Here is a 17,047-nt window from a genome sequence, read left to right on the forward strand (position 1 = left end):
CGAGATGGAGAAACCCGTCATCATTGGAGTTGGTATGGTTCCGGTTGGCGAGCACTGGAGGGTATCATTGAGGGACATGGCCGTTGAGGCCCTGCTTAATGCAATGGAAGATGCTGGAATAGACAAGGTGGATTCCCTCTACGTCGGAAACATGGCCTCCGGTTCCTTCATCGAGCAGGAGAACCTTGGAGCTTTAATAGCGGACTGGGCGGGATTAGGGAACATTCCGGCAGTCAAGGTTGAAGCTGCCTGCGGTAGCGGCGGTGCGGCAGTTCAGGAGGGCGCAAAGGCCGTCATGTCGGGCCTTGAGGACGTTGTGGCAGTTGTCGGTGTCGAGAAGATGACCGACGCATGGCCGAGCGACGCGACGCGCTATCTTGCCTACGCCGCCGATGCCGAATGGGAGCTCTTCCACGGGGCGAGCTTTGTAGCTTTGAACGCGCTCATCATGAGGCTTTATATGAAGACCTACGGCTACACCGAGGAGGACCTGGCACATTTCGCGGTCAACGCCCACAGAAACGGTGCCAAGAACCCATACGCGATGTTCAAGAAGGAGATAAAGCTTGAGACGGTTCTCAACAGCCCCTACGTCGCCGACCCGATAAAGCTCTTCGATGCTGCACCGATGTGTGACGGAGCCGCGGCCGTTATAATAACCTCGAAGGAGAAGGCAAAGGAGCTCGGTGTTCCAAAGGACAGGATGGTTGAACTGGCAGGCTTCTGGAGGGCCATAGACACCATCAACCTCGCCAACAGGGAGGACTTCCTCACGCTCAAGGCGGCAAGGGTTGCCGCTGAAAAAGCCTACAAGATGGCCGGCGTTACTGCCAAGGACATAGACTTCTTCGAGGTTCACGACGCCTTCACCGTCATGGCCGCTTTAAGCCTCGAAGCCCTTGGCGTTGCCGAGAAGGGCAAGGGCGCGGTGTTGGCGAAGGAGGGCCAGATAGCCATAGACGGCGACTACCCGATACAGACGATGGGCGGACTGAAGGCGAGGGGACACCCCGTCGGAGCCACCGGTGTTTACCAGACGGTCGAGGCTGTCCTCCAGCTCCGCGGCGAGGCGCCGGAGGGAATACAGGTGCCCGACGCCGAGATAGGTCTGACCCAGAACATAGGTGGAACTGGCTCAAACATAACGGTTAACATCCTGAGGAGGGTCTGAAATGGGGAAGCCGATGCAGGTTGCCCGGCACTGGAGGCACTTCCGTGAGAAGTACGCCCTGATTGGGGGTAAATGCGAGAACGGTCATGTATTCTTCCCGAAGAGGCCAATCTGCCCGGTCTGCGGCTCAAGAAACGTTGAGGAATACCAGTTCAGCGGAAAGGGTAAGGTGATAAGCTGGACGATAGTTAGGAACCCGCCGAGCGGCTTCGAGTACTACAGGCCTTATCCGCTGGCTCTCGTCCAGCTCGAGGAGGGGCCCGTCGTTCTGGCCCAGCTCACAGACGTTGAACCTGACGAGATAGACTTCGGAATGGAGGTCGAGATGGTCACGAGGAAGGTCAGGGAGTTCGACGAGGACGGAATAATCCTCTATGCCTACAAGTTCAGGCCCGTTTTGAAGTGATCTTGAGCTTTATTCTCCTATTATTTTATCAGCAAAGTGGGGCAATTCGATTTAGATTTCAAAAAAACCTAATAATGAAGAACAAAATCGAAAGGGAGTTTTTGACATCATGCCTTCTCTATCTTCATCTTATCCCCGTTTTCGAACTCAAGTTCGAGCTTTCCACTCTTCATGTTGACCTTAACCCCATCAACAGTCGCCTCTATCTTACCTTCTTTTGCTTCAACACCAAGCATCTCCGCTATTTCCTCAACGCTCCTGAGCGAACCGTTAATCGTCGTTTCAAGCCTTTCCCCTTCGCTTTCGACGACTACCTTAACTTTCCCCTTTCCTTCCCGGATGAAGCTTTCTTCCTTCAACGCCTTCACCTTTTCAGGCTGAGGTGGTCTTACGCATGGCATTTTTCATCATAATACCATTGGCAGAAAAGCTTATCACTCTTTCGTATCCTTCACCATCCTTATCCAGATACCATGCTGGCCAACCTTTCTGAAGCCGTACTTCTCGTAAAACCTTATGGCACCGTAATTCTTCTCCCCAACCCAGAGCTCTATTCTCCCGGTGTCCTTCAGGTATTCGAGGCACTTATCCATCAGCCTGTGCCCGATTCCATGCCCCTGATAGGCCTTATCAACCGCGAACTCATGAATGGCGCCGACGGTTTTTCCTTCGTACTTGCTGTACCAGTCTTTGTCGCAGACAATGAAGCCGACTATCTTGTCCTCAATCCTAGCCACAAAAAAGCCATCCTTGGCCTTACCCCAGCACCATCTCAAATAGCGCTTCGCGTAGCTTTCACCCTCGCCCCCGTATTCCCTCATCCCCTCGTAGGCGCTCATGTATATCTCGATCAGCCTTTCCAGAGTTTCCTGATCCAGCCTCTGAAGCTTCTCTATCTTCACTTCACTTTTTTCCTCTGGCATCAGAAGAGAATAATCGTCGGGTTTAAAAAGCCTGTTGGGTACCTTCTATGTCATGAAAAGGTGATTGAAATGGGGAAGGCCAAGCCCAAGTACTGCGAAATATGCGGTGCCCCGATAAAAGGACCGGGACACAGGATAAGGATAGAAGGAGCCGAGGTTCTGGTCTGCGATCGCTGTTACGAGAAGTACGGTGGGAAGAAACCCGGAACCTTCAGTATAATGCCAACGGGGAGACAGCCAAGGAGAACTGCGAGACCCGTCTCAAGGCCCAAGCCCCAGTCGAGACCCTATCATGAGAGGCCACTCGTCACCGAGGAAATAGTGGAGGACTTTGCCGAGCGGGTTTATAAAGCCATACAGCGGAGTGGGAAGAGCTACGAAGAGCTGTCCCACGAGATCGGTCTTTCGGTCAACGACCTCCGCGCGATAGCCCACGGCTACCGCGAACCGACCATAAAAGAGGCCAGGAAGCTTGAGAAGTACTTCAAAATCAAGCTCATCGAGAGTACAGGCGGGGAAGCATACGAAGAAAAGAAAACAATTCCAAGGGACTACGAGCCTACCCTTGGAGACATAGCGAACATCAGGATCAGGAAGAGGAAGAAGTGAAGGTTTAAATTTTCCTTTAACTCATTCATTAGCGGTGAGAGTATGGGGGAGATAGTGATAAACGTGCCCAATGGGCTTGAGAAGGTCATTTGGCGGAAGATATCTATACTCCTCAAAAAGGAAGGCAAAAAAGGCGTTAAAAGACAAATCTTAGAAAAGTACCTGGGAAAATTCCAGGGCACCATTGATGAGGAGGAGTGGTACCTCCAATGATTGAGGTCTTCGTCGATTCTTCAGTCTTGATTGAGGGACTGAAGGGGAACCCAGAAGCCGTTAGGATCCTAAACCTGCTGGCGGAAAAGAATGCCATCGCAATTATAAACGATATCGTCGTCAGTGAGTTTCTGTTCCATTATATACGCCTGAAATCCGGTGTTTCCTCGTTTACAATTAAACAGAGGGGAAAGATAAAAGAATTTATTCTGGAAGATGAAGCGTGGGATTTTATTAACTAATTTCATATTCTCCCAACGGATGAAGAGACTATCGAGCTTTCATATCACCTGATGAGGGCATACAACCTCCTGCCAAACGACGCAATCATACTCGCATCATGCAAGATAAACGAAATTAAAACGCTGGTCACGTTAGACGAAGATCTAAAGAACGCTGCTTTGAAAGAAGGCTTAAAACTCCTCTAACTCCCACTCTCCCTCCGTCTTTTTCTCCCGTTTTCGCTTGAGCTCCTCAGCCTTCGTTCTCTTCGGTGGATGGAACCCACGGAGCTTCTCGAATGTCCCCCAGAGGCGCATCAGCTCTTCCCAGACTTCGGTGTCTGGCGGGATGACGAGGATGTGAGCCGGCGGGTGGATGTCCATGAGCCTCCCGATGGCCTTCTTGGGGGGCAGATCAATCTGGGCAACCACGTGGGCCTTGAACTTCTTCCTCGGCTTCTCATCGCTTATCTTCTCGAAGGCCCAGTCGGATAATGCCGGCGGAATTATCCTCGGATCACCGCGAATCTTCATACCACCGTACCTCACGAGGTCAGCTAACGCCACGCTCGCCTTCTGGAAGTTGTCGGTTCTCACTAAAACTATCGTGTTTCTCATGATATCACCACCACCACTTTGGTGGTTGAGCTTATTAAGGTTTGGAGATTTTAGTTACCGAAAGTTTTAAAAACTTAGTGTTTTTAAAATGGGCGGTTGGTTTATTAAGGGAGAAAACCAATACGGGAGGAGGTGTGGATATGTACCTGAAGAAGAGGCACATCGAGATACTTAGGGAGATGAAGAAGACCGATAGCCAGGCCGAGATTGAGGCCAAACTGCCAGAGGAGTTCCAGATAAGGGCCATAGAGCTCTACATCCTCGGCTTTGCCGAGCTCGAAGGCGGGAAGATCAAGCTAACGGAAGCGGGAAGAAAGCTCCTCGAGATAAGCGACTCACTCAACCTCGAGGAACTGCCAGACGTTATAGCGGACACCGAGATTATGAAGATGCTCGAGCTCCTTGAGGAGACGGGGAAAATCCTCGAAAGCTGGCTTGAAAAGCTCAAGGAGAGGAAGCTGGCCGATGAGAACGGCCTCACCGAGTTTGGAAAGGCACTTCTCCAGCTCTATCGCAAGACTCATCCAGTTGTTTACTTAACCCCAGAGATAGCGTCGTTCCTGAGGGGAATGCCCAAGCTCGGAACGCTCGACGAGCTGGTGACCTTCAAGAACTCAAGGCTCTACGGCGACAACATCGTCAACGCGCTCCAGGCCATGCGTTTGCTCTTGATCTCGCCGCCGACGGAGAAGGGAAGGGCTTTCACTACCACTCCAGCGGCGAAGCTTGCACTGAGGGCCCTGAACATGATTCCGGTCTTTGCAAGGGCCATAGTCCTGAGGAAGGAGGACTTCGAGGCCCTTAAAGCGGGCAAGACCAACGCCGAACTTGAGAGCATGGGACTCAGCGACGAGAAGGGAACCACTGAGTTTGGAAAGGCCATGATGGAAACCTACGAAGCGATGGGAAGGGTTGAAGAGAAGGTTCTCCCGATTTATCTGCTCGAAGACGAGCTGAACGTCCTCAAGGCGATCCAGGAGATAGAGAAGAAGTACGAGACGAACCCAGATATACTGCCGACCGAGAAGGAAATCGCGAAGAGAGTTGACGTTGAAGACCTTGGAGCGGTGCTACACCTCCTCGAGAGCAAGGAGCTAATCGAGAGAAGGCTCGTCAAGAACAAGGACACCTACTGGCTCACCAAGTGGGGCAAGGAGGCAATAAACTTTGGAGTGGTCAGTCCGGACGCCATGAAGGCCGTAACCTACGCGGAGAGCGGTGACGTGCCCATAGCCGAGTGGGTAATAAAGGCCCAGGAGGAGGGAGTCGTCAAAGCGGGCATTACCGACAAGGGCAGGTTCTACCTCAGGCTCAGCAAGGAGATAAGGAGGAAGCCCTACCTCACGCGCTACGATGCCGCGATACTCGCGAAACTGCCGAGAAAGAAATACATACACAGAAACGAACTCGTTGAGCTCGTCCAGAACTACGTAGGCGGCGACGAGAAGGAGATAGTGAGGGCAATCGGTGAGGCAGAAGCTAAAGGCTTCGTCGTTGAGCTCCAGAACGAAATGGTTAAGCTAACAGAGCTTGGAGAGAAGGTCAAGACGGCACTCGAGAACGCGAAGCTCCAGGAGATCGTAAAGGTCAAGTTCAGCGTCACGCCGACGCTCTACAACGCCCTCAAGGTCATCTACGACAACCTCGAGACCTTCAATAGGATCTGGAAGGAGAAGGGAGAGGCCAGAGGCTACAAGATGGAAGAGGTCGACGTCATCAGAAAGCACCTCAGCCTGAGCGACGACGAGATAAAGAAGGCCTTAACGATGCTCCGCGAGCTCGGCTTCCTCGGAAGCAAGAGCCTGACAGAGGCCGGAAAGACTCTGGTTGAGGCGTATATGGCTATCTGATGCCACCGTTCTTTCTTCTTTGTTATCCAAATTGCTTATAAGAAACAAAACAAAAATAAAGAAGGTGAAAACCATGGACCCCCTTAGCGGATTTTTAGGTTCTTTGCTGTGGTGGCTGTTCTTCCTCTACCTGCTGATGTGGCCCCAGCTCCAGTTCAGGGCACTCCAGGCGGCAAGGGCAAGGCTCATGGCTCAGCTCGCCAGAAAGAGGAACTCCACGGTAATAGCCATGATCCACAGGCAGGAGAGCATAGGACTCTTTGGCATACCCGTTTACAAGTTCATAAGCATCGAGGACAGCGAGGAGATCCTAAGGGCGATAAGGATGGCACCGAAGGACAAGCCCATCGATCTGATAATCCACACACCGGGCGGACTCGTTCTTGCTGCAACCCAGATTGCCAAGGCCCTGAAGGAACACCCCGCCGAGACCCGCGTCATAGTTCCCCACTACGCGATGAGCGGAGGAACCCTGATTGCCCTAGCGGCCGACAAGATCATAATGGATCCGCACGCGGTTCTTGGTCCCGTTGACCCACAGCTTGGACAGTACCCCGCTCCAAGCATACTCAGGGCGGTCGAAAAGAAGGGCCCGGAGAAGGTGGACGACCAGACGCTTATCCTTGCTGACGTCGCGGAAAAGGCGATAAAACAGGTCAGAGACTTCGTTTACAGCCTCCTTAAGGATAAATACGGCGAGGAAAAGGCCAGGGAACTGGCCCAGATACTCACCGAGGGCAGATGGACCCACGACTACCCGATAACCGTTGACCACGCCAGGGAACTGGGCCTCCACGTTGAGACAGATGTCCCGGAGGAAGTTTATGCCCTCATGGAGCTCTACAAGCAGCCGGTCAAACAGAGGGGCACCGTGGAGTTCATGCCTTACCCCGTAAGGCAGGAGGGCAAAAAGTGATTTCAGTTCCTTTTTTTATTTCCCTACATGTATGTACCTGTTAAGACACTGTGACCTAAACATTTAAAAAGCAACGTTCCCCATTTATAAAGGGTTTTTAAACCCACCATTTGGAGGTGTAAACCTTGGTGGACATGAGCAAGGTCAAACTAAGGATTGAGAATATAGTCGCTTCTGTTGATTTGTTCGCCCAGCTGAACCTTGAAAAGGTTATAGAGATCTGCCCCAACTCCAAGTACAACCCCGAGGAGTTCCCGGGGATAATCTGCCGTTTTGATGACCCCAAGGTCGCTTTGCTGATATTCAGCTCAGGCAAGCTTGTCGTTACGGGGGCAAAAAGTGTTGACGACATAAAGAGAGGTGTCAACAAGCTTATAGAGCTGCTCTCGAAGAAGGTTGGCACAAAATTCACAAAACCACCCCAGATAGACATCCAGAACATGGTGTTTAGTGGCGACATAGGAATGGAGTTCAACCTCGATGCAGTCGCCCTAAGCCTACCGAACTGTGAATACGAACCGGAGCAGTTCCCGGGAGTTATATACCGCGTAAAGGATCCGAAAGCAGTAATCCTGCTGTTCTCATCAGGTAAGATAGTCTGTTCCGGTGCCAAAAGCGAAAACGATGCATGGGAAGCAGTCAAGAAGCTCATACGCGAGCTCGAGAAATACGGCCTCATAGAAGAGGAAGAGGAATGGTAAAATTTCCCAGCTTTTTACGTTTCATTTCGGATTAAGGTGAAAGTCTAAACGAGAAGACGTCCTTTTCGTAGGCATCCTTCAGATCCTCTCCCATTCTAATTGAAGAGACAAAGGATCCCACATCACTGAGACAGTTCTGGAGTTCCGGTGCGGTTATGTCCACGATTTCGGGTTCAACAACTTTAACTGACTCGGGAAGATACCTTATGAGCAATCCCACCAGCGACTCCAGGGGAGAAACTGCCTCCACTTCCGCCACCAGTCCTCTGCCCTCAGGGTAAAACTCCATTGAATTAACTCCCGCTCCTTCCAGCAGAAAGAGTGTTGGGATTATTTCTCTAGCCAAGGTTTCGTTCTCGGTCGAGAACCTCAGCCTGATTGAGTAAAGCAGGTTCCTTCCCTCATCAATCAGCTCCCACAGTTCGTCATCGTCAAACCCAACCCTCGGCTCGGGCAATTCCTCAACGTCAGGGACTGCGGGAACGTAACCCTTTTCCCTCGCGACCTTTCTGATCTCCTGTATCAGGTCGTTCAGCAGGGAAGAAAGTTCTTCTGCTGAAAGCTCAATTTTCCCGGGTGACAGAACTTCAACCATGGTCGGGGAGTACTCCACTACTGTCCTGAAGAGAGCATCCAGCGGTGCTTTCAGGGTGACCTCCACAAGGGAGGAGAAGCGAAGTGGATCCATTGAGGGATCCTCGATTATCTCCCCCACCTCAAGTCTAACCCCGGTCAATCCGCGCTTGACGCTCTCAAGTCTCTCTTCAACCGCCTTCCTGCTTCTGCCCAGGATCTCCAAGTAGAGTATTGCCTTGATCTCGGGGAGGGCCATCTTCACCACCACATGCCGGGATAGTGCCTCTTACGGTAAGTTCCGATGATGGGAATCTTCTCACCGCAGTACTTGCACCTTCCATCATCGGTAAGGTTGTACTCGGTTATCTCAAAGCCCCAGCGGACTATTAAAGGTTTGCCACACCTCGGGCAGTAGGTGTTCTCACCGGGGTGGCCCGGAACGTTACCGATGTAGACGAACTTCAGGCCTTCCTCCTTAGCGACCCGGTATGCCATTTCAATCGTCTCAAGCGGCGTTGGGGGGAGGTGTGTCAGCCTGTAGTGCGGGAAGAAGCGCGAGAAGTGAACTGGAGTATCGTCGCCGAGCTCTTCAACCACCCAGCGGGCGAAGGCCCTGATTTCCTCCTCCTTGTCGTTGAGCGTCGGGATTATAAGGTAGGTCAGCTCGACGTGGATTCCAAATTCCTTCTTCGCTATTACAGCGGTTCTTTTACTGGGTTCTCCGCTGGGAACGCTGGATATCTTCATGTAGAACTCGTCGCTGAAGGCCTTGATATCTATGTTCATGGCGTCGATGTATGGAGCCAGCTCCCTAAATGGTTCTTCGTTGATGTAGCCGTTGGTTATGAGGAGGTTGTATATCCCCTCCTCACTGGCGAGCTTCGCGGTGTCGAGAACGAACTCGTACCATATCGTCGGCTCGTTGTAGGTGTAGGCTATGCTCTCGCAGCCGTAGCGCTTAGCTATAGCGACTACCATCTCTGGACTCATATCGTGGAGGTAGGGAAAGCTCTCATCCGCCTGGCTTATCTCCCAGTTCTGGCAGTGCTTGCAGTGCATGTTGCATCCAACGGTGGCTATAGAGAGGGCACACGAACCCGGCCAGAAGTGAAAGAGCGGCTTCTTCTCAACGGGATCAGCAGCGATGGAAGAAACCTTGCCGTAGTTGAGCGTGTAGAGCGTCCCGCCTATGTTCTTCCTAACCCTGCAGGAGCCGCGCTTTCCCTCGTTGATTATGCAGTTGAGGGGGCAGAGTTTACAGCGGACCTTTCCTCTCTCAAGCGGCTCCCAGTACATGGCCTCTCTCATGCCGTTCACCAATAAAAGGATAGGCTCATTCACGTTTAAGGTTTCCGTAGAGATCGTAGTACTCGCGCATTGTAAGGAACATTGCACCCTGGGACTTGTAGTGGTCTATGAGCATTCCGAGGAGTTCGATGGCCTTGTCACCCGTGTTAAAGCGGCAGTCCCACCGTATCTTCTCCCTTTGCATCGGCACAAACTCCCAGGGGTGGGCGAAGTAAACCCTGGGCTCCTTGAGGCGGGAGTGGATTATCCTCTGGAGCCTCCAGGGGAGCCTTATCACGGAGCTGGTCGTGGAGGCTGGAACCTCCAGAACGTTCCCGAAGAACTTCACACCCCCCCTGTAACCTTTGTAGTTAGCCTTAGAGGAGTCAATAAGGACACCGTTCTTCTCAAGGATTTCATAGTAGTAGTCGGGGAACTGCAGGTTTGGTGCGCGGAAAGAGACTACATCGCCAAATTCCCTGAGAATTTTGAGGGACTTCTCTATTATTTTTGCCCCCTCCTCCTTTGTCAGCTTGTCAAGCCTCTCGTGGTTGTAGGTGTGGCTCCCGAGCTCATGCCCCTCGTCAATAACCCGTTTCACCAGCTCGGGAAAGCGCTTCGCCATCTCCGCCGTGAAGAAGAAGGTAGCCCTTATCCTCTTTTCCGCCATAAGGTCGAGGAGCTTCGGGAGGCCCTCCTCCATTCCCCTCGTTGTTGTTAGGTACGGCGGGCAGTCGTGCTCCACATCGAAGGTTATTGAAACGATCATCCTTTGACCCTCCTCCATAGCTTGTACAGGAGGTACCTCTTGTCGCTTCCATCGGCCAGATCAATGGTCATCCTGTAAACGTCAAGGATCTTCTTCAAAACTACCTCCCATGAGAACTCCTTGATAACGCGTTTCCTGGCTTCTCTGCCCATTTTCTCAATGAGCTCCGGATTTGTAAGAACTTTTCCAAGCTTCTGAGCCACTTCCTCCTCGCTGTCTCCTAGGAAACCGGTTGTTCCATCCAGTATAAGGTCTGAGAGGCCGCTCCCATTCCTGCCAACTACCATCCTTCCAGTTGCCAGGGCTTCAAGACCGACTATCGAAAAGGCCTCCAGGATTCCGGGCATCAAAACCACGTCGGCCGCCCAGTAGAACTCCAACAGCTTCTCGCGGGGGAGGAAATCAAAGACTTTCGTACGGGAGCCCAGAGCGGTCTTTCTGAGGTTCTCCTCGAACTCCGCTCTCATCTCACCGTTGCCAACCGCTATGAGCTTTATCCGATCCTTTGAAATCCCTGAGCTCTTTAGAGCCCGGGATATTATGAAAGGCAGCCTGTGGGCCTGTTTTCTCTTCGTCATTCTGCCGGTGTAAAAAAGAACTATCTCGTCGGAAAGCCCAAGTTTTCTCCTTGCTTTCTCCCTCTCCTCCGGTTCTGGTGGGCGCCACTTCTCGACGTCGATACCGTTTGGAACAACGAACACGGGCCTGCCGTTCAACCCCTTCCCGAGCAGCCGCTTCGTGTCCCTCGCGACGGGTTTACTCACGGCAATGAAGGAATCCACACGTCTGAGGTAATGCCTGAGCAGGGGGCCTATTATAGGATCGGCCTTGGGATTTCCGTAGAAGGAGTGGTTGGTAGCGACGACGGGCACGTCGCGAATGCCCCTGGACAGGTTCGCCACCGCTATCGAGAAGGGGGAGTATATGCTGTGAACGTGGGTTATATCAAAGTGAACCTCCTTGTAGAACTGGTTTATCTTCCAGAGCTGGGAGGGGCCGAGGCTTATGTGGTGTTTCTTCAGGTATATGGAGGAGCGGAACCTGACCACGGGATAGGGGAACTCATCGTCCATCGGGCCAAGGTAGCGGTAGTCATGGGTAATGACGTAGGGCTCGTGCCCGGCTTTTAACAGGTTGCGGGCGAGCTCATCCATGTGAGTCTCGATCCCACCGATTTTAGGAAAAAACCAGTCGCTGGCTATGGCGATTTTAAGGCTCTCCATATTTCCCTTCCCCCCGAGGTCACGAGTACAAAGAAACCTACGACCGTGCTGAGCACGTAGGACACGAAACGTTCCAGAAGAGTCACCGAGACTGCCATGGCCAGGGGGAGGCCAAAGTACGCCAGAGTACCAACCAGGCCACCCTCTATGATGCCGACTCCTCCCGGGGTCAGCGCAACAAGGCCAAGGAGGAGGTTGGCTATTGAGACGACAACCAGGATGGATATACTGAGATGGAGCCCGAAAGCGAGAGTTATGAGCTTAAGCCTGAGTACATCGAGGATCCATATGGCCGAGCTAAGGAGGATCCCCCCGAGGGTTACGTTGTGGCACCTTTTGAGGGACACTATCCGCTCCATCTCCTCATAGCTCACTGAAGTCCTGAACACCCTGAGCGAGATCCTTACAAAGTCCTCCCACCTGATCCATACGAGGGCGATCCCAAGGACGCCCAGAACGAAGAGTAAGCCTGGTATCGAGGAGAAGTAGAGCATACCCACGAGGAAGAGAACAAAAACCGGTATGGTCTCCAGGATGCGCTCGTACACAACGCTCATGGCGGAAAGTCCAACGGGAATCTTTCCTTTCCGGCTTATCCAGGCTATCCTGAGAACTTCACCGCCGCTGCGGCTCATGGGGGTTACGTTGTTCATAAATATCGACGCAAGGATTGATTTGACCAGTTCGAGGAACGGGACGTCCTTTCCAATGCCTCCAAGAATCAGTTTCCAGCGGAAGGCGTAAATTAGAACGCTGAAGTAGTAAACGAAGATCGCGAGTAACAGGTACAGGACGGAAACGCGCCCGAGAAGCGTGAGGTACTCATGACCGTCTCCCAGAACACTCCCAGGCATCAACTTTTTAACCCCCCAACATTCTCATTTTCTCTTTAGTGGGGTAATCGAATGGGTGATTATAAACTTTGCCTCACGTGGGCACCGAAACAAAAATAAAAACTCAATCCGCGAGATCCCTAGAACGGTACTTCTCGACGGTTTTCTTGAGCGCCTCCTCCAAGTCTATACCATAGTAGTTGGCGATGCAGGAAAGGGCGAAGAGGACATCGCCTAGTTCTTCCTCAAGCTCCTCCCTTTTGGCGCTCCCCTTGACGCCCTCCACTGCCAGCATAACGTCTGCCAGCTCGCCGACTTCCTCAACAAGGGCAGCCAGCATCTCAAAGGGTCCCCAATAGCCGCCGAGAGTTTTTATAAGTTCGTCTACCTCCTTCTGGAGCTCCATTCCAACACCTCACAGGCCCAGCTCGTTTTTGAGGTCATCAAAGTACTTCCGCAGTGTATCCTCGTTAGTCCTGTAGAACCTCAGCTTTCCTTCACGTCTCTCCTCAACGAGTCCAAGCTCCTTTAGCCGCCTCAGGTGGTGACTTATAAGCGTCTGATCCTGACCAAGGGCCTTCGCTATGAGACAGACGCACAGCCATCTGTTCCTGAGCATTTTGATTATGGAAAACCTGAGGGGATTTGATAGAACTTTAACAAAGTCGAGAACGTTCTTCTCAATCTCAACTGATATCTCCTCTTCGGGATTGAGGAGATTGCACTTCTCAATACACTTCTCAACGCTCTTCTTCTGCTTTTCGTTTAGGCCTTCGATCAATTCCACGACCTTCATCTCCAATCACCATAGTTCTTTGGATCTTTCATCTTAAAAGTTTTCATGTGAAAAATGCTCCCATCCCAGATGGGGCAGTGGCTCACCATCGAGGTAAACACCGCTTCCTTTTTCAACCTTTCCAACGACCGAGAAATCGAACTCAAGGCAGGAAGCCTTTTCGGGCTCAACGGTGAAAACGAGCTCGAACTCCTCACCGCTCGAAAGGGCCAGCTCAACAGGATCTTTCCCGAGAAGCTCCGCAACCTCAAAGACTTCCTCCCTTATTGGAAGGCTTTCAGAGCTGAGCTCTATCCTCACACCGCTCCTCCTCGCCAAGAGATTGAGTTCCCTGGCAAGACCATCGCTTACGTCTATGGCAGAATTAGCTATTTCACTGAGCTTTATCCCTTCGCTCACCTTTGCCTTCGGTTCGAGAAACTTCTCATAGAGGGCCTTTCGGACTTTTTTGGATATGTCAAGCTTGTTTTTCCAGACCAGATAGCCTGCCAAAGCTCTCCCCAAATCCCCGGTAACGCAGACCAGCTCGCCCGGTCTCGCCCCAGAACGTGTGAGAAGCCTCCCCGTAACGCCTAGGGCAATACCGTCTATTATCAGATCGTCGGCCTCGTTCGTATCAGCGCTAAGGACTGGTGTATAGTAGAACTCCAGCGCTTTTCCAATTCCCCTCGCGACCCCTTCAAGGTAGTCCCTCCCGACATCCGGAGGAACACCGAGGGAGAATAGAAAACCTATGGGCATTGCCCCCATGGCCGCAACGTCGCTCACGTTCATGGTTACGGCCTTAAAGCCAACCTGTTCGGGCGTCATTATATCGGGAACATCAGTCTTCCTCACGAGCATGTCGTTTGTAGCTACCAGCCACTCATCGCCCAGCCTAATAGCTCCGGCATCGTCTCCGAGCGGAAGGTCGCCCTGTTTCCTGAGGTGTTTGAGGAAGAGATCAATGATTTCGGATTCTCTCAAGGTCTCACCCCCAGGAACTCCGTTATGCTCCTCTGCTTGGGTTTCTCCTCCGCTGGAAGCTCGACCTCAACGCTCTCCAGCTCGTCTATGGAAGCGTTCCTTATCTCCTCCGGCAGTCTAATCTCGCCGTACTTACCGCCACCGCCGGGAACAACTATCAGCTTGCCCTCCCGGTAGGCCCACACCGCCTTCGCCACTTCCTCGTTAACCTGAGCCAAAGTTTCAACAGGGGCATCAACGAGAACCCTTATCTCACTCCCGAACTCCCGCAAAAAGCGCTCCCAGATAATCCTGACGGCCTTCGTCTCTACGCCCTTCCCGATGACCATCGCTATTATCTCCGCGAGGGGTGCGAGGTGGATGTAAGGTGGCCTGTCCTTTGGCCTCTCGTTAGTATCGGCCAGCTCAAGGATTCTGTCACGAACGCCCTTTTTTATCCTGCCCCCGCACTTTGGACACTTCCAGTGGAAGGCCTTGGCCTCCTCAAGGCTGTACTTCGTGTAGCAACGGGAGCAGGCCGTCAGGTGATACTTACCAAGGCGAGGGTCGAGGCCCGCGTTGAGGACTATCCTCCTGCCGCCGCGCCTCAGGATTGCCTTTCTGATTTCTTCAAAGGTTACTTCTTTCACCTCGAAGCGGTTGAACTCCCTGCCAAGCCTGTGGGGCATTGGCGAGTGGGCGTCGCTGTTGCTGAGGTAGGTAAGCTTATGGTGGGCCTTTATCATGTCAGCCATCTCGCTGTCGGCAGAGAGGCCCAGCTCAAGGAAGTGGATTTTGGCGTTGCCATAGGCCTCTTTAAGGTTGTTGTATTCCTTGTAGAGGCTCGTCCAGGGCGTAAAAGCGTGGGCCGGTCCTATCAAAACGTCCAGCTCGTTGGCCAGGTCAGCTATCTCCGCCGCCGAGAGGCTCAGGTGTGGCCTTCCTTCAGTCTCAATATCGCTCGAATAGGGCCTCAGCCTCTCCCGCATCTCGCGGACGGCCTCTATGCTCGGAAAGATTAAGACGTGGTGAACCCTTCTATTGTCTTCAACCTCAGTCGTAAGAAGAAACCCGATCCCGTTCCTCTCGTAGGTCCCCTCGTCGGCCTTTTCTGTGTATTTAAGCAGTTCCGCCTCCCACTTCGGGTTCAGTATGTCACCGGTTCCAACCAGGCCTAGACCCTTAAAGCGGGCGTTTTCAGCCAAGTTGGGAATCGTCATTGCCTTCGAGACCGCCTTTGAGTATCGCGAGTGAATGTGGAGGTCGGCATCAACCTGCATAGAACCACCTCATTCTATGTACATGCCCTCCAGTCCGCGGTAGTAGGCGCGGTATATGTCCCTTTTGGTGACCACGCCGACGAGCTTTCTGCTCTGAGGGCCCTCCACGACAGGCAGGAGGTTCTGGTCGTAGGCCATGAGCTTTTCGAGAGCATCCTGGGCGGTCTCGGTTGGATAAGTGACTCCGTAGGCCCTCTTGAGGAAGCGCCTAACTTTAAGCCTTTTCATCGAGCTGGTTCTCTTAAGGATGTCCTTTACCCCTATGATTCCGATGATCTCCATGTTCTCGTTGACAACCGGAAAGCAGTCGTGGCCGGTTTCAGCTATCAGGTGCTCAACATCGAAGAGCGTCATGTCCTCTGTGACGTACACCGGGTTTTTGGTCATTATCTCGCCGACGGAGATTGTCTCAAGGATGACAGGCTTCCCGGTCTTTATGTGGTAGCCTTTTCTAAGGAGCTTGAGAGTGTAGATTGACTCACCACCCAAGAAGAACCTAGCCGTCAGAAAACCCATCGTTGCAGAGGTCATGACCGCTGGCAGAACCGCGTAGCTCCTCGTGAGCTCGGTAACCATGAGTATCTGCGTCAGTGGCGCCTGCGTCATCCCGCTGAAGAAGGCGGCCATTCCAGCCAGGGCGTAAACTGCAGGGTCTGCTTGCAGGGAGGGAAGAAGAAGGTAGATGGCTTCCCCGAAAGCCGCTCCGAACATCGTCCCTATGTAGAGGCTGGGAGCAAAGACGCCGCCACTCTGGCCAGAGCCTATCGTTAAGGCCGTTGCCAGCATCTTGGCGAGCCCAAGCGTGAGGAGAAGACTTATTCCCAGCTTCCCGTAGAAAGCGAGCTTCATTCCATCGTAGCCAATTCCAAATACTCCGTAGCCCGGGAGGAGGAAGCCTATGAGGCCAACTCCCAGCCCACCGAGGAAGGGCTTTGCCCATTCAGGAATCCTCGAAGCCGAGAACCTGTCGAAGACACCGTAGAGGAAGCGGGCGTAGAAAGCGGCGAGGAGGCCGAGGACTATCCCGAGGATAAAGAAGAAGGGAAGCTCAACAATGGTGTGGCCAAGGTTGGCCGGTATCTCCACCTCAAAGGCTTTCTTGAGAAGGGCGAGCGTTACGGCGTTGCCTGTTATCGCCGAAAGAAATATCGGGACGAGGTTTATTGAAAACGCCCCCATGTAGACAACTTCCAGGGCGAACATCGCTCCGGCGAGTGGTGTGTTGAAAGTTCCCGCTATTCCAGCGGCCAAACCACAGGTAACGAGGAGCTTCTTCATCTCCTTTGAGAGACTGAACCACCTGGCGAAGATGGAAGTCAGGGAAGCCCCAATAAACCCTATCGGTCCTTCCCTGCCCGCGCTCCCGCCTGAGCCTATCGTTATTGATGTCGCTACTGTTTTGGCTACCGCGAAGCTCCAGGGGATGTTCCCGTTCCTGAAGACAACGGCCTCTATCACCTCTGGAATGCCGTTGCCCTTGATTTCGGGATACCGCAGGACTATAAAGCCAACGATGAGGGCTCCAATTGCAGGAAGAAAAATGTAGCCGAGGTTAAAGCTTCCAGCCTGGAGGGTCACGAGGGACAGAACCTTGCCAAAGAAGAACTCATGGGTGAGGGAGATAAGGAACCTAAAAGCTATTGCTCCAAGTCCACCGATTAGGCCTGCCATGAATGAGAACACCAAAACTTTTGCCCATTTCCTGAGGTA

At 52.6% G+C, this 17,047-nt stretch carries 20 protein-coding genes and 1 pseudogene; 8 read left to right on the top strand and 13 right to left on the bottom strand.

Annotated features, from left to right (window positions below):
* Positions 1 to 4 precede the first annotated feature (4 nt).
* Entirely contained in the window at positions 5 to 1,171 is a 1,167-nt protein-coding gene (locus tag A3K92_RS07145) for a thiolase domain-containing protein (RefSeq protein ID WP_088885602.1), read from the top strand.
* A 1-nt stretch (position 1,172) separates the two neighbouring features.
* A complete protein-coding gene (locus A3K92_RS07150; RefSeq protein WP_088885603.1) occupies positions 1,173 to 1,577 on the top strand; it encodes a Zn-ribbon domain-containing OB-fold protein in 405 nt (134 codons plus the stop codon).
* Between the two features lie 107 nt (positions 1,578 to 1,684).
* Here the strand turns inward: A3K92_RS07150 and A3K92_RS07155 are convergent, their stop codons facing one another.
* Positions 1,685 to 1,945, bottom strand: coding sequence for a hypothetical protein (locus A3K92_RS07155; RefSeq protein ID WP_232460941.1), 261 nt, complete (start codon positions 1,943 to 1,945; stop codon positions 1,685 to 1,687).
* A gap of 66 nt (positions 1,946 to 2,011) precedes the next feature.
* A complete protein-coding gene (locus tag A3K92_RS07160) occupies positions 2,012 to 2,500 on the bottom strand; it encodes a GNAT family N-acetyltransferase (RefSeq protein ID WP_088885605.1) in 489 nt (162 codons plus the stop codon).
* Between the two features lie 69 nt (positions 2,501 to 2,569).
* Here A3K92_RS07160 and A3K92_RS07165 point away from each other — a divergent pair, with 69 nt between their 5' ends.
* The 3 genes and pseudogenes from A3K92_RS07165 to A3K92_RS07170 all read left to right on the top strand — a co-directional run bounded on the left by A3K92_RS07165 (position 2,570) and on the right by A3K92_RS07170 (position 3,750).
* The gene (locus A3K92_RS07165; protein WP_088885606.1) at positions 2,570 to 3,109 is read left to right on the top strand and encodes a multiprotein bridging factor aMBF1; all 540 of its coding nucleotides are present in this window, start codon (positions 2,570 to 2,572) and stop codon (positions 3,107 to 3,109) included.
* A gap of 42 nt (positions 3,110 to 3,151) precedes the next feature.
* Complete coding sequence (locus tag A3K92_RS09480) at positions 3,152 to 3,322, top strand: hypothetical protein (RefSeq protein ID WP_198361931.1); 171 nt, start codon at positions 3,152 to 3,154, stop codon at positions 3,320 to 3,322.
* Positions 3,319 to 3,750, top strand: a pseudogene (locus tag A3K92_RS07170) (type II toxin-antitoxin system VapC family toxin). Before A3K92_RS09480 ends, A3K92_RS07170 begins: the two are co-directional and overlap by 4 nt.
* On the opposite strand, the gene A3K92_RS07175 reads toward A3K92_RS07170, so the two are convergent.
* Complete coding sequence (locus A3K92_RS07175) at positions 3,736 to 4,161, bottom strand: DUF356 domain-containing protein (protein ID WP_088885607.1); 426 nt, start codon at positions 4,159 to 4,161, stop codon at positions 3,736 to 3,738. The pseudogene A3K92_RS07170 and the gene A3K92_RS07175 overlap by 15 nt on opposite strands.
* A gap of 140 nt (positions 4,162 to 4,301) precedes the next feature.
* On the opposite strand from A3K92_RS07175, the gene A3K92_RS07180 reads away from it, so the two are divergent.
* The 3 genes from A3K92_RS07180 (at position 4,302) to A3K92_RS07190 (ending at position 7,628) form a co-directional block, all read left to right on the top strand.
* Complete coding sequence (locus tag A3K92_RS07180; protein WP_088885608.1) at positions 4,302 to 6,011, top strand: DUF505 family protein; 1,710 nt, start codon at positions 4,302 to 4,304, stop codon at positions 6,009 to 6,011.
* A gap of 73 nt (positions 6,012 to 6,084) precedes the next feature.
* Positions 6,085 to 6,927, top strand: a complete 843-nt coding sequence (locus A3K92_RS07185) for an SDH family Clp fold serine proteinase (RefSeq protein WP_088885609.1) — start codon at positions 6,085 to 6,087, stop codon at positions 6,925 to 6,927.
* A gap of 125 nt (positions 6,928 to 7,052) precedes the next feature.
* Positions 7,053 to 7,628, top strand: coding sequence for a TATA-box-binding protein (locus tag A3K92_RS07190; RefSeq protein ID WP_088885610.1), 576 nt, complete (start codon positions 7,053 to 7,055; stop codon positions 7,626 to 7,628).
* Between the two features lie 31 nt (positions 7,629 to 7,659).
* Here A3K92_RS07190 and A3K92_RS07195 read toward each other — a convergent pair whose 3' ends face one another.
* The 10 genes from A3K92_RS07195 to A3K92_RS07240 all read right to left on the bottom strand — a co-directional run bounded on the left by A3K92_RS07195 (position 7,660) and on the right by A3K92_RS07240 (position 17,008).
* Positions 7,660 to 8,460, bottom strand: coding sequence for a hypothetical protein (locus A3K92_RS07195; RefSeq protein WP_088885611.1), 801 nt, complete (start codon positions 8,458 to 8,460; stop codon positions 7,660 to 7,662).
* Positions 8,461 to 8,462: 2 nt separating this feature from the next.
* On the bottom strand, positions 8,463 to 9,512 hold the full coding sequence (gene amrS, locus A3K92_RS07200; RefSeq protein WP_088885612.1) for an AmmeMemoRadiSam system radical SAM enzyme: 1,050 nt from the start codon (positions 9,510 to 9,512) through the stop codon (positions 8,463 to 8,465).
* A 25-nt stretch (positions 9,513 to 9,537) separates the two neighbouring features.
* Positions 9,538 to 10,260 (bottom strand): polysaccharide deacetylase family protein, encoded by a 723-nt coding sequence (locus tag A3K92_RS07205; protein WP_088885613.1) that lies wholly within the window; start codon positions 10,258 to 10,260, stop codon positions 9,538 to 9,540.
* Complete coding sequence (locus A3K92_RS07210; RefSeq protein ID WP_088885614.1) at positions 10,257 to 11,483, bottom strand: glycosyltransferase family 4 protein; 1,227 nt, start codon at positions 11,481 to 11,483, stop codon at positions 10,257 to 10,259. The genes A3K92_RS07205 and A3K92_RS07210 overlap by 4 nt, the downstream gene beginning before the upstream one ends.
* Positions 11,459 to 12,337: a lysylphosphatidylglycerol synthase transmembrane domain-containing protein gene (locus A3K92_RS07215; protein ID WP_088885615.1), complete on the bottom strand. Its 879-nt coding sequence runs from the start codon at positions 12,335 to 12,337 to the stop codon at positions 11,459 to 11,461. The genes A3K92_RS07210 and A3K92_RS07215 overlap by 25 nt, the downstream gene beginning before the upstream one ends.
* A 103-nt stretch (positions 12,338 to 12,440) precedes the next feature.
* On the bottom strand, positions 12,441 to 12,722 hold the full coding sequence (locus A3K92_RS07220) for a nucleotide pyrophosphohydrolase (protein ID WP_088885616.1): 282 nt from the start codon (positions 12,720 to 12,722) through the stop codon (positions 12,441 to 12,443).
* Positions 12,723 to 12,731: 9 nt separating this feature from the next.
* Positions 12,732 to 13,112 (bottom strand): ArsR/SmtB family transcription factor, encoded by a 381-nt coding sequence (locus tag A3K92_RS07225; protein ID WP_088885617.1) that lies wholly within the window; start codon positions 13,110 to 13,112, stop codon positions 12,732 to 12,734.
* Between the two features lie 33 nt (positions 13,113 to 13,145).
* Positions 13,146 to 14,078: a thiamine-phosphate kinase gene (locus A3K92_RS07230; RefSeq protein ID WP_088885618.1), complete on the bottom strand. Its 933-nt coding sequence runs from the start codon at positions 14,076 to 14,078 to the stop codon at positions 13,146 to 13,148.
* Positions 14,075 to 15,337 carry a TIGR00375 family protein gene (locus A3K92_RS07235; protein WP_088885619.1) on the bottom strand — a complete coding sequence of 421 codons (1,263 nt, stop codon included), beginning with the start codon at positions 15,335 to 15,337 and terminating at the stop codon, positions 14,075 to 14,077. The genes A3K92_RS07230 and A3K92_RS07235 overlap by 4 nt, the downstream gene beginning before the upstream one ends.
* A 9-nt stretch (positions 15,338 to 15,346) precedes the next feature.
* Complete coding sequence (locus tag A3K92_RS07240) at positions 15,347 to 17,008, bottom strand: chloride channel protein (protein ID WP_088886063.1); 1,662 nt, start codon at positions 17,006 to 17,008, stop codon at positions 15,347 to 15,349.
* Between the last annotated feature and the right edge of the window lie 39 nt (positions 17,009 to 17,047).

It is taken from the genome of Thermococcus gorgonarius (assembly GCF_002214385.1).
GTDB lineage: Archaea > Methanobacteriota_B > Thermococci > Thermococcales > Thermococcaceae > Thermococcus > Thermococcus gorgonarius.

What these genes read in the sequence shown, in the direction of transcription:
- A3K92_RS07145 (WP_088885602.1), top strand. Translation starts at nt 5, where the DNA reads ATGGAGAAACCCGTCATCATTGGAGTTGGTATGGTTCCGGTTGGCGAG.
- A3K92_RS07150 (WP_088885603.1), top strand. Translation starts at nt 1,173, where the DNA reads ATGGGGAAGCCGATGCAGGTTGCCCGGCACTGGAGGCACTTCCGTGAG.
- A3K92_RS07160 (WP_088885605.1), bottom strand. Translation starts at nt 2,500, where the DNA reads ATGCCAGAGGAAAAAAGTGAAGTGAAGATAGAGAAGCTTCAGAGGCTG.
- A3K92_RS07165 (WP_088885606.1), top strand. Translation starts at nt 2,570, where the DNA reads ATGGGGAAGGCCAAGCCCAAGTACTGCGAAATATGCGGTGCCCCGATA.
- A3K92_RS09480 (WP_198361931.1), top strand. Translation starts at nt 3,152, where the DNA reads ATGGGGGAGATAGTGATAAACGTGCCCAATGGGCTTGAGAAGGTCATT.
- A3K92_RS07175 (WP_088885607.1), bottom strand. Translation starts at nt 4,161, where the DNA reads ATGAGAAACACGATAGTTTTAGTGAGAACCGACAACTTCCAGAAGGCG.
- A3K92_RS07180 (WP_088885608.1), top strand. Translation starts at nt 4,302, where the DNA reads ATGTACCTGAAGAAGAGGCACATCGAGATACTTAGGGAGATGAAGAAG.
- A3K92_RS07185 (WP_088885609.1), top strand. Translation starts at nt 6,085, where the DNA reads ATGGACCCCCTTAGCGGATTTTTAGGTTCTTTGCTGTGGTGGCTGTTC.
- A3K92_RS07195 (WP_088885611.1), bottom strand. Translation starts at nt 8,460, where the DNA reads ATGGCCCTCCCCGAGATCAAGGCAATACTCTACTTGGAGATCCTGGGC.
- amrS (WP_088885612.1), bottom strand. Translation starts at nt 9,512, where the DNA reads ATGAGAGAGGCCATGTACTGGGAGCCGCTTGAGAGAGGAAAGGTCCGC.
- A3K92_RS07205 (WP_088885613.1), bottom strand. Translation starts at nt 10,260, where the DNA reads ATGATCGTTTCAATAACCTTCGATGTGGAGCACGACTGCCCGCCGTAC.
- A3K92_RS07210 (WP_088885614.1), bottom strand. Translation starts at nt 11,483, where the DNA reads ATGGAGAGCCTTAAAATCGCCATAGCCAGCGACTGGTTTTTTCCTAAA.
- A3K92_RS07215 (WP_088885615.1), bottom strand. Translation starts at nt 12,337, where the DNA reads ATGCCTGGGAGTGTTCTGGGAGACGGTCATGAGTACCTCACGCTTCTC.
- A3K92_RS07220 (WP_088885616.1), bottom strand. Translation starts at nt 12,722, where the DNA reads ATGGAGCTCCAGAAGGAGGTAGACGAACTTATAAAAACTCTCGGCGGC.
- A3K92_RS07225 (WP_088885617.1), bottom strand. Translation starts at nt 13,112, where the DNA reads ATGAAGGTCGTGGAATTGATCGAAGGCCTAAACGAAAAGCAGAAGAAG.
- A3K92_RS07235 (WP_088885619.1), bottom strand. Translation starts at nt 15,337, where the DNA reads ATGCAGGTTGATGCCGACCTCCACATTCACTCGCGATACTCAAAGGCG.
- A3K92_RS07240 (WP_088886063.1), bottom strand. Translation starts at nt 17,008, where the DNA reads ATGGCAGGCCTAATCGGTGGACTTGGAGCAATAGCTTTTAGGTTCCTT.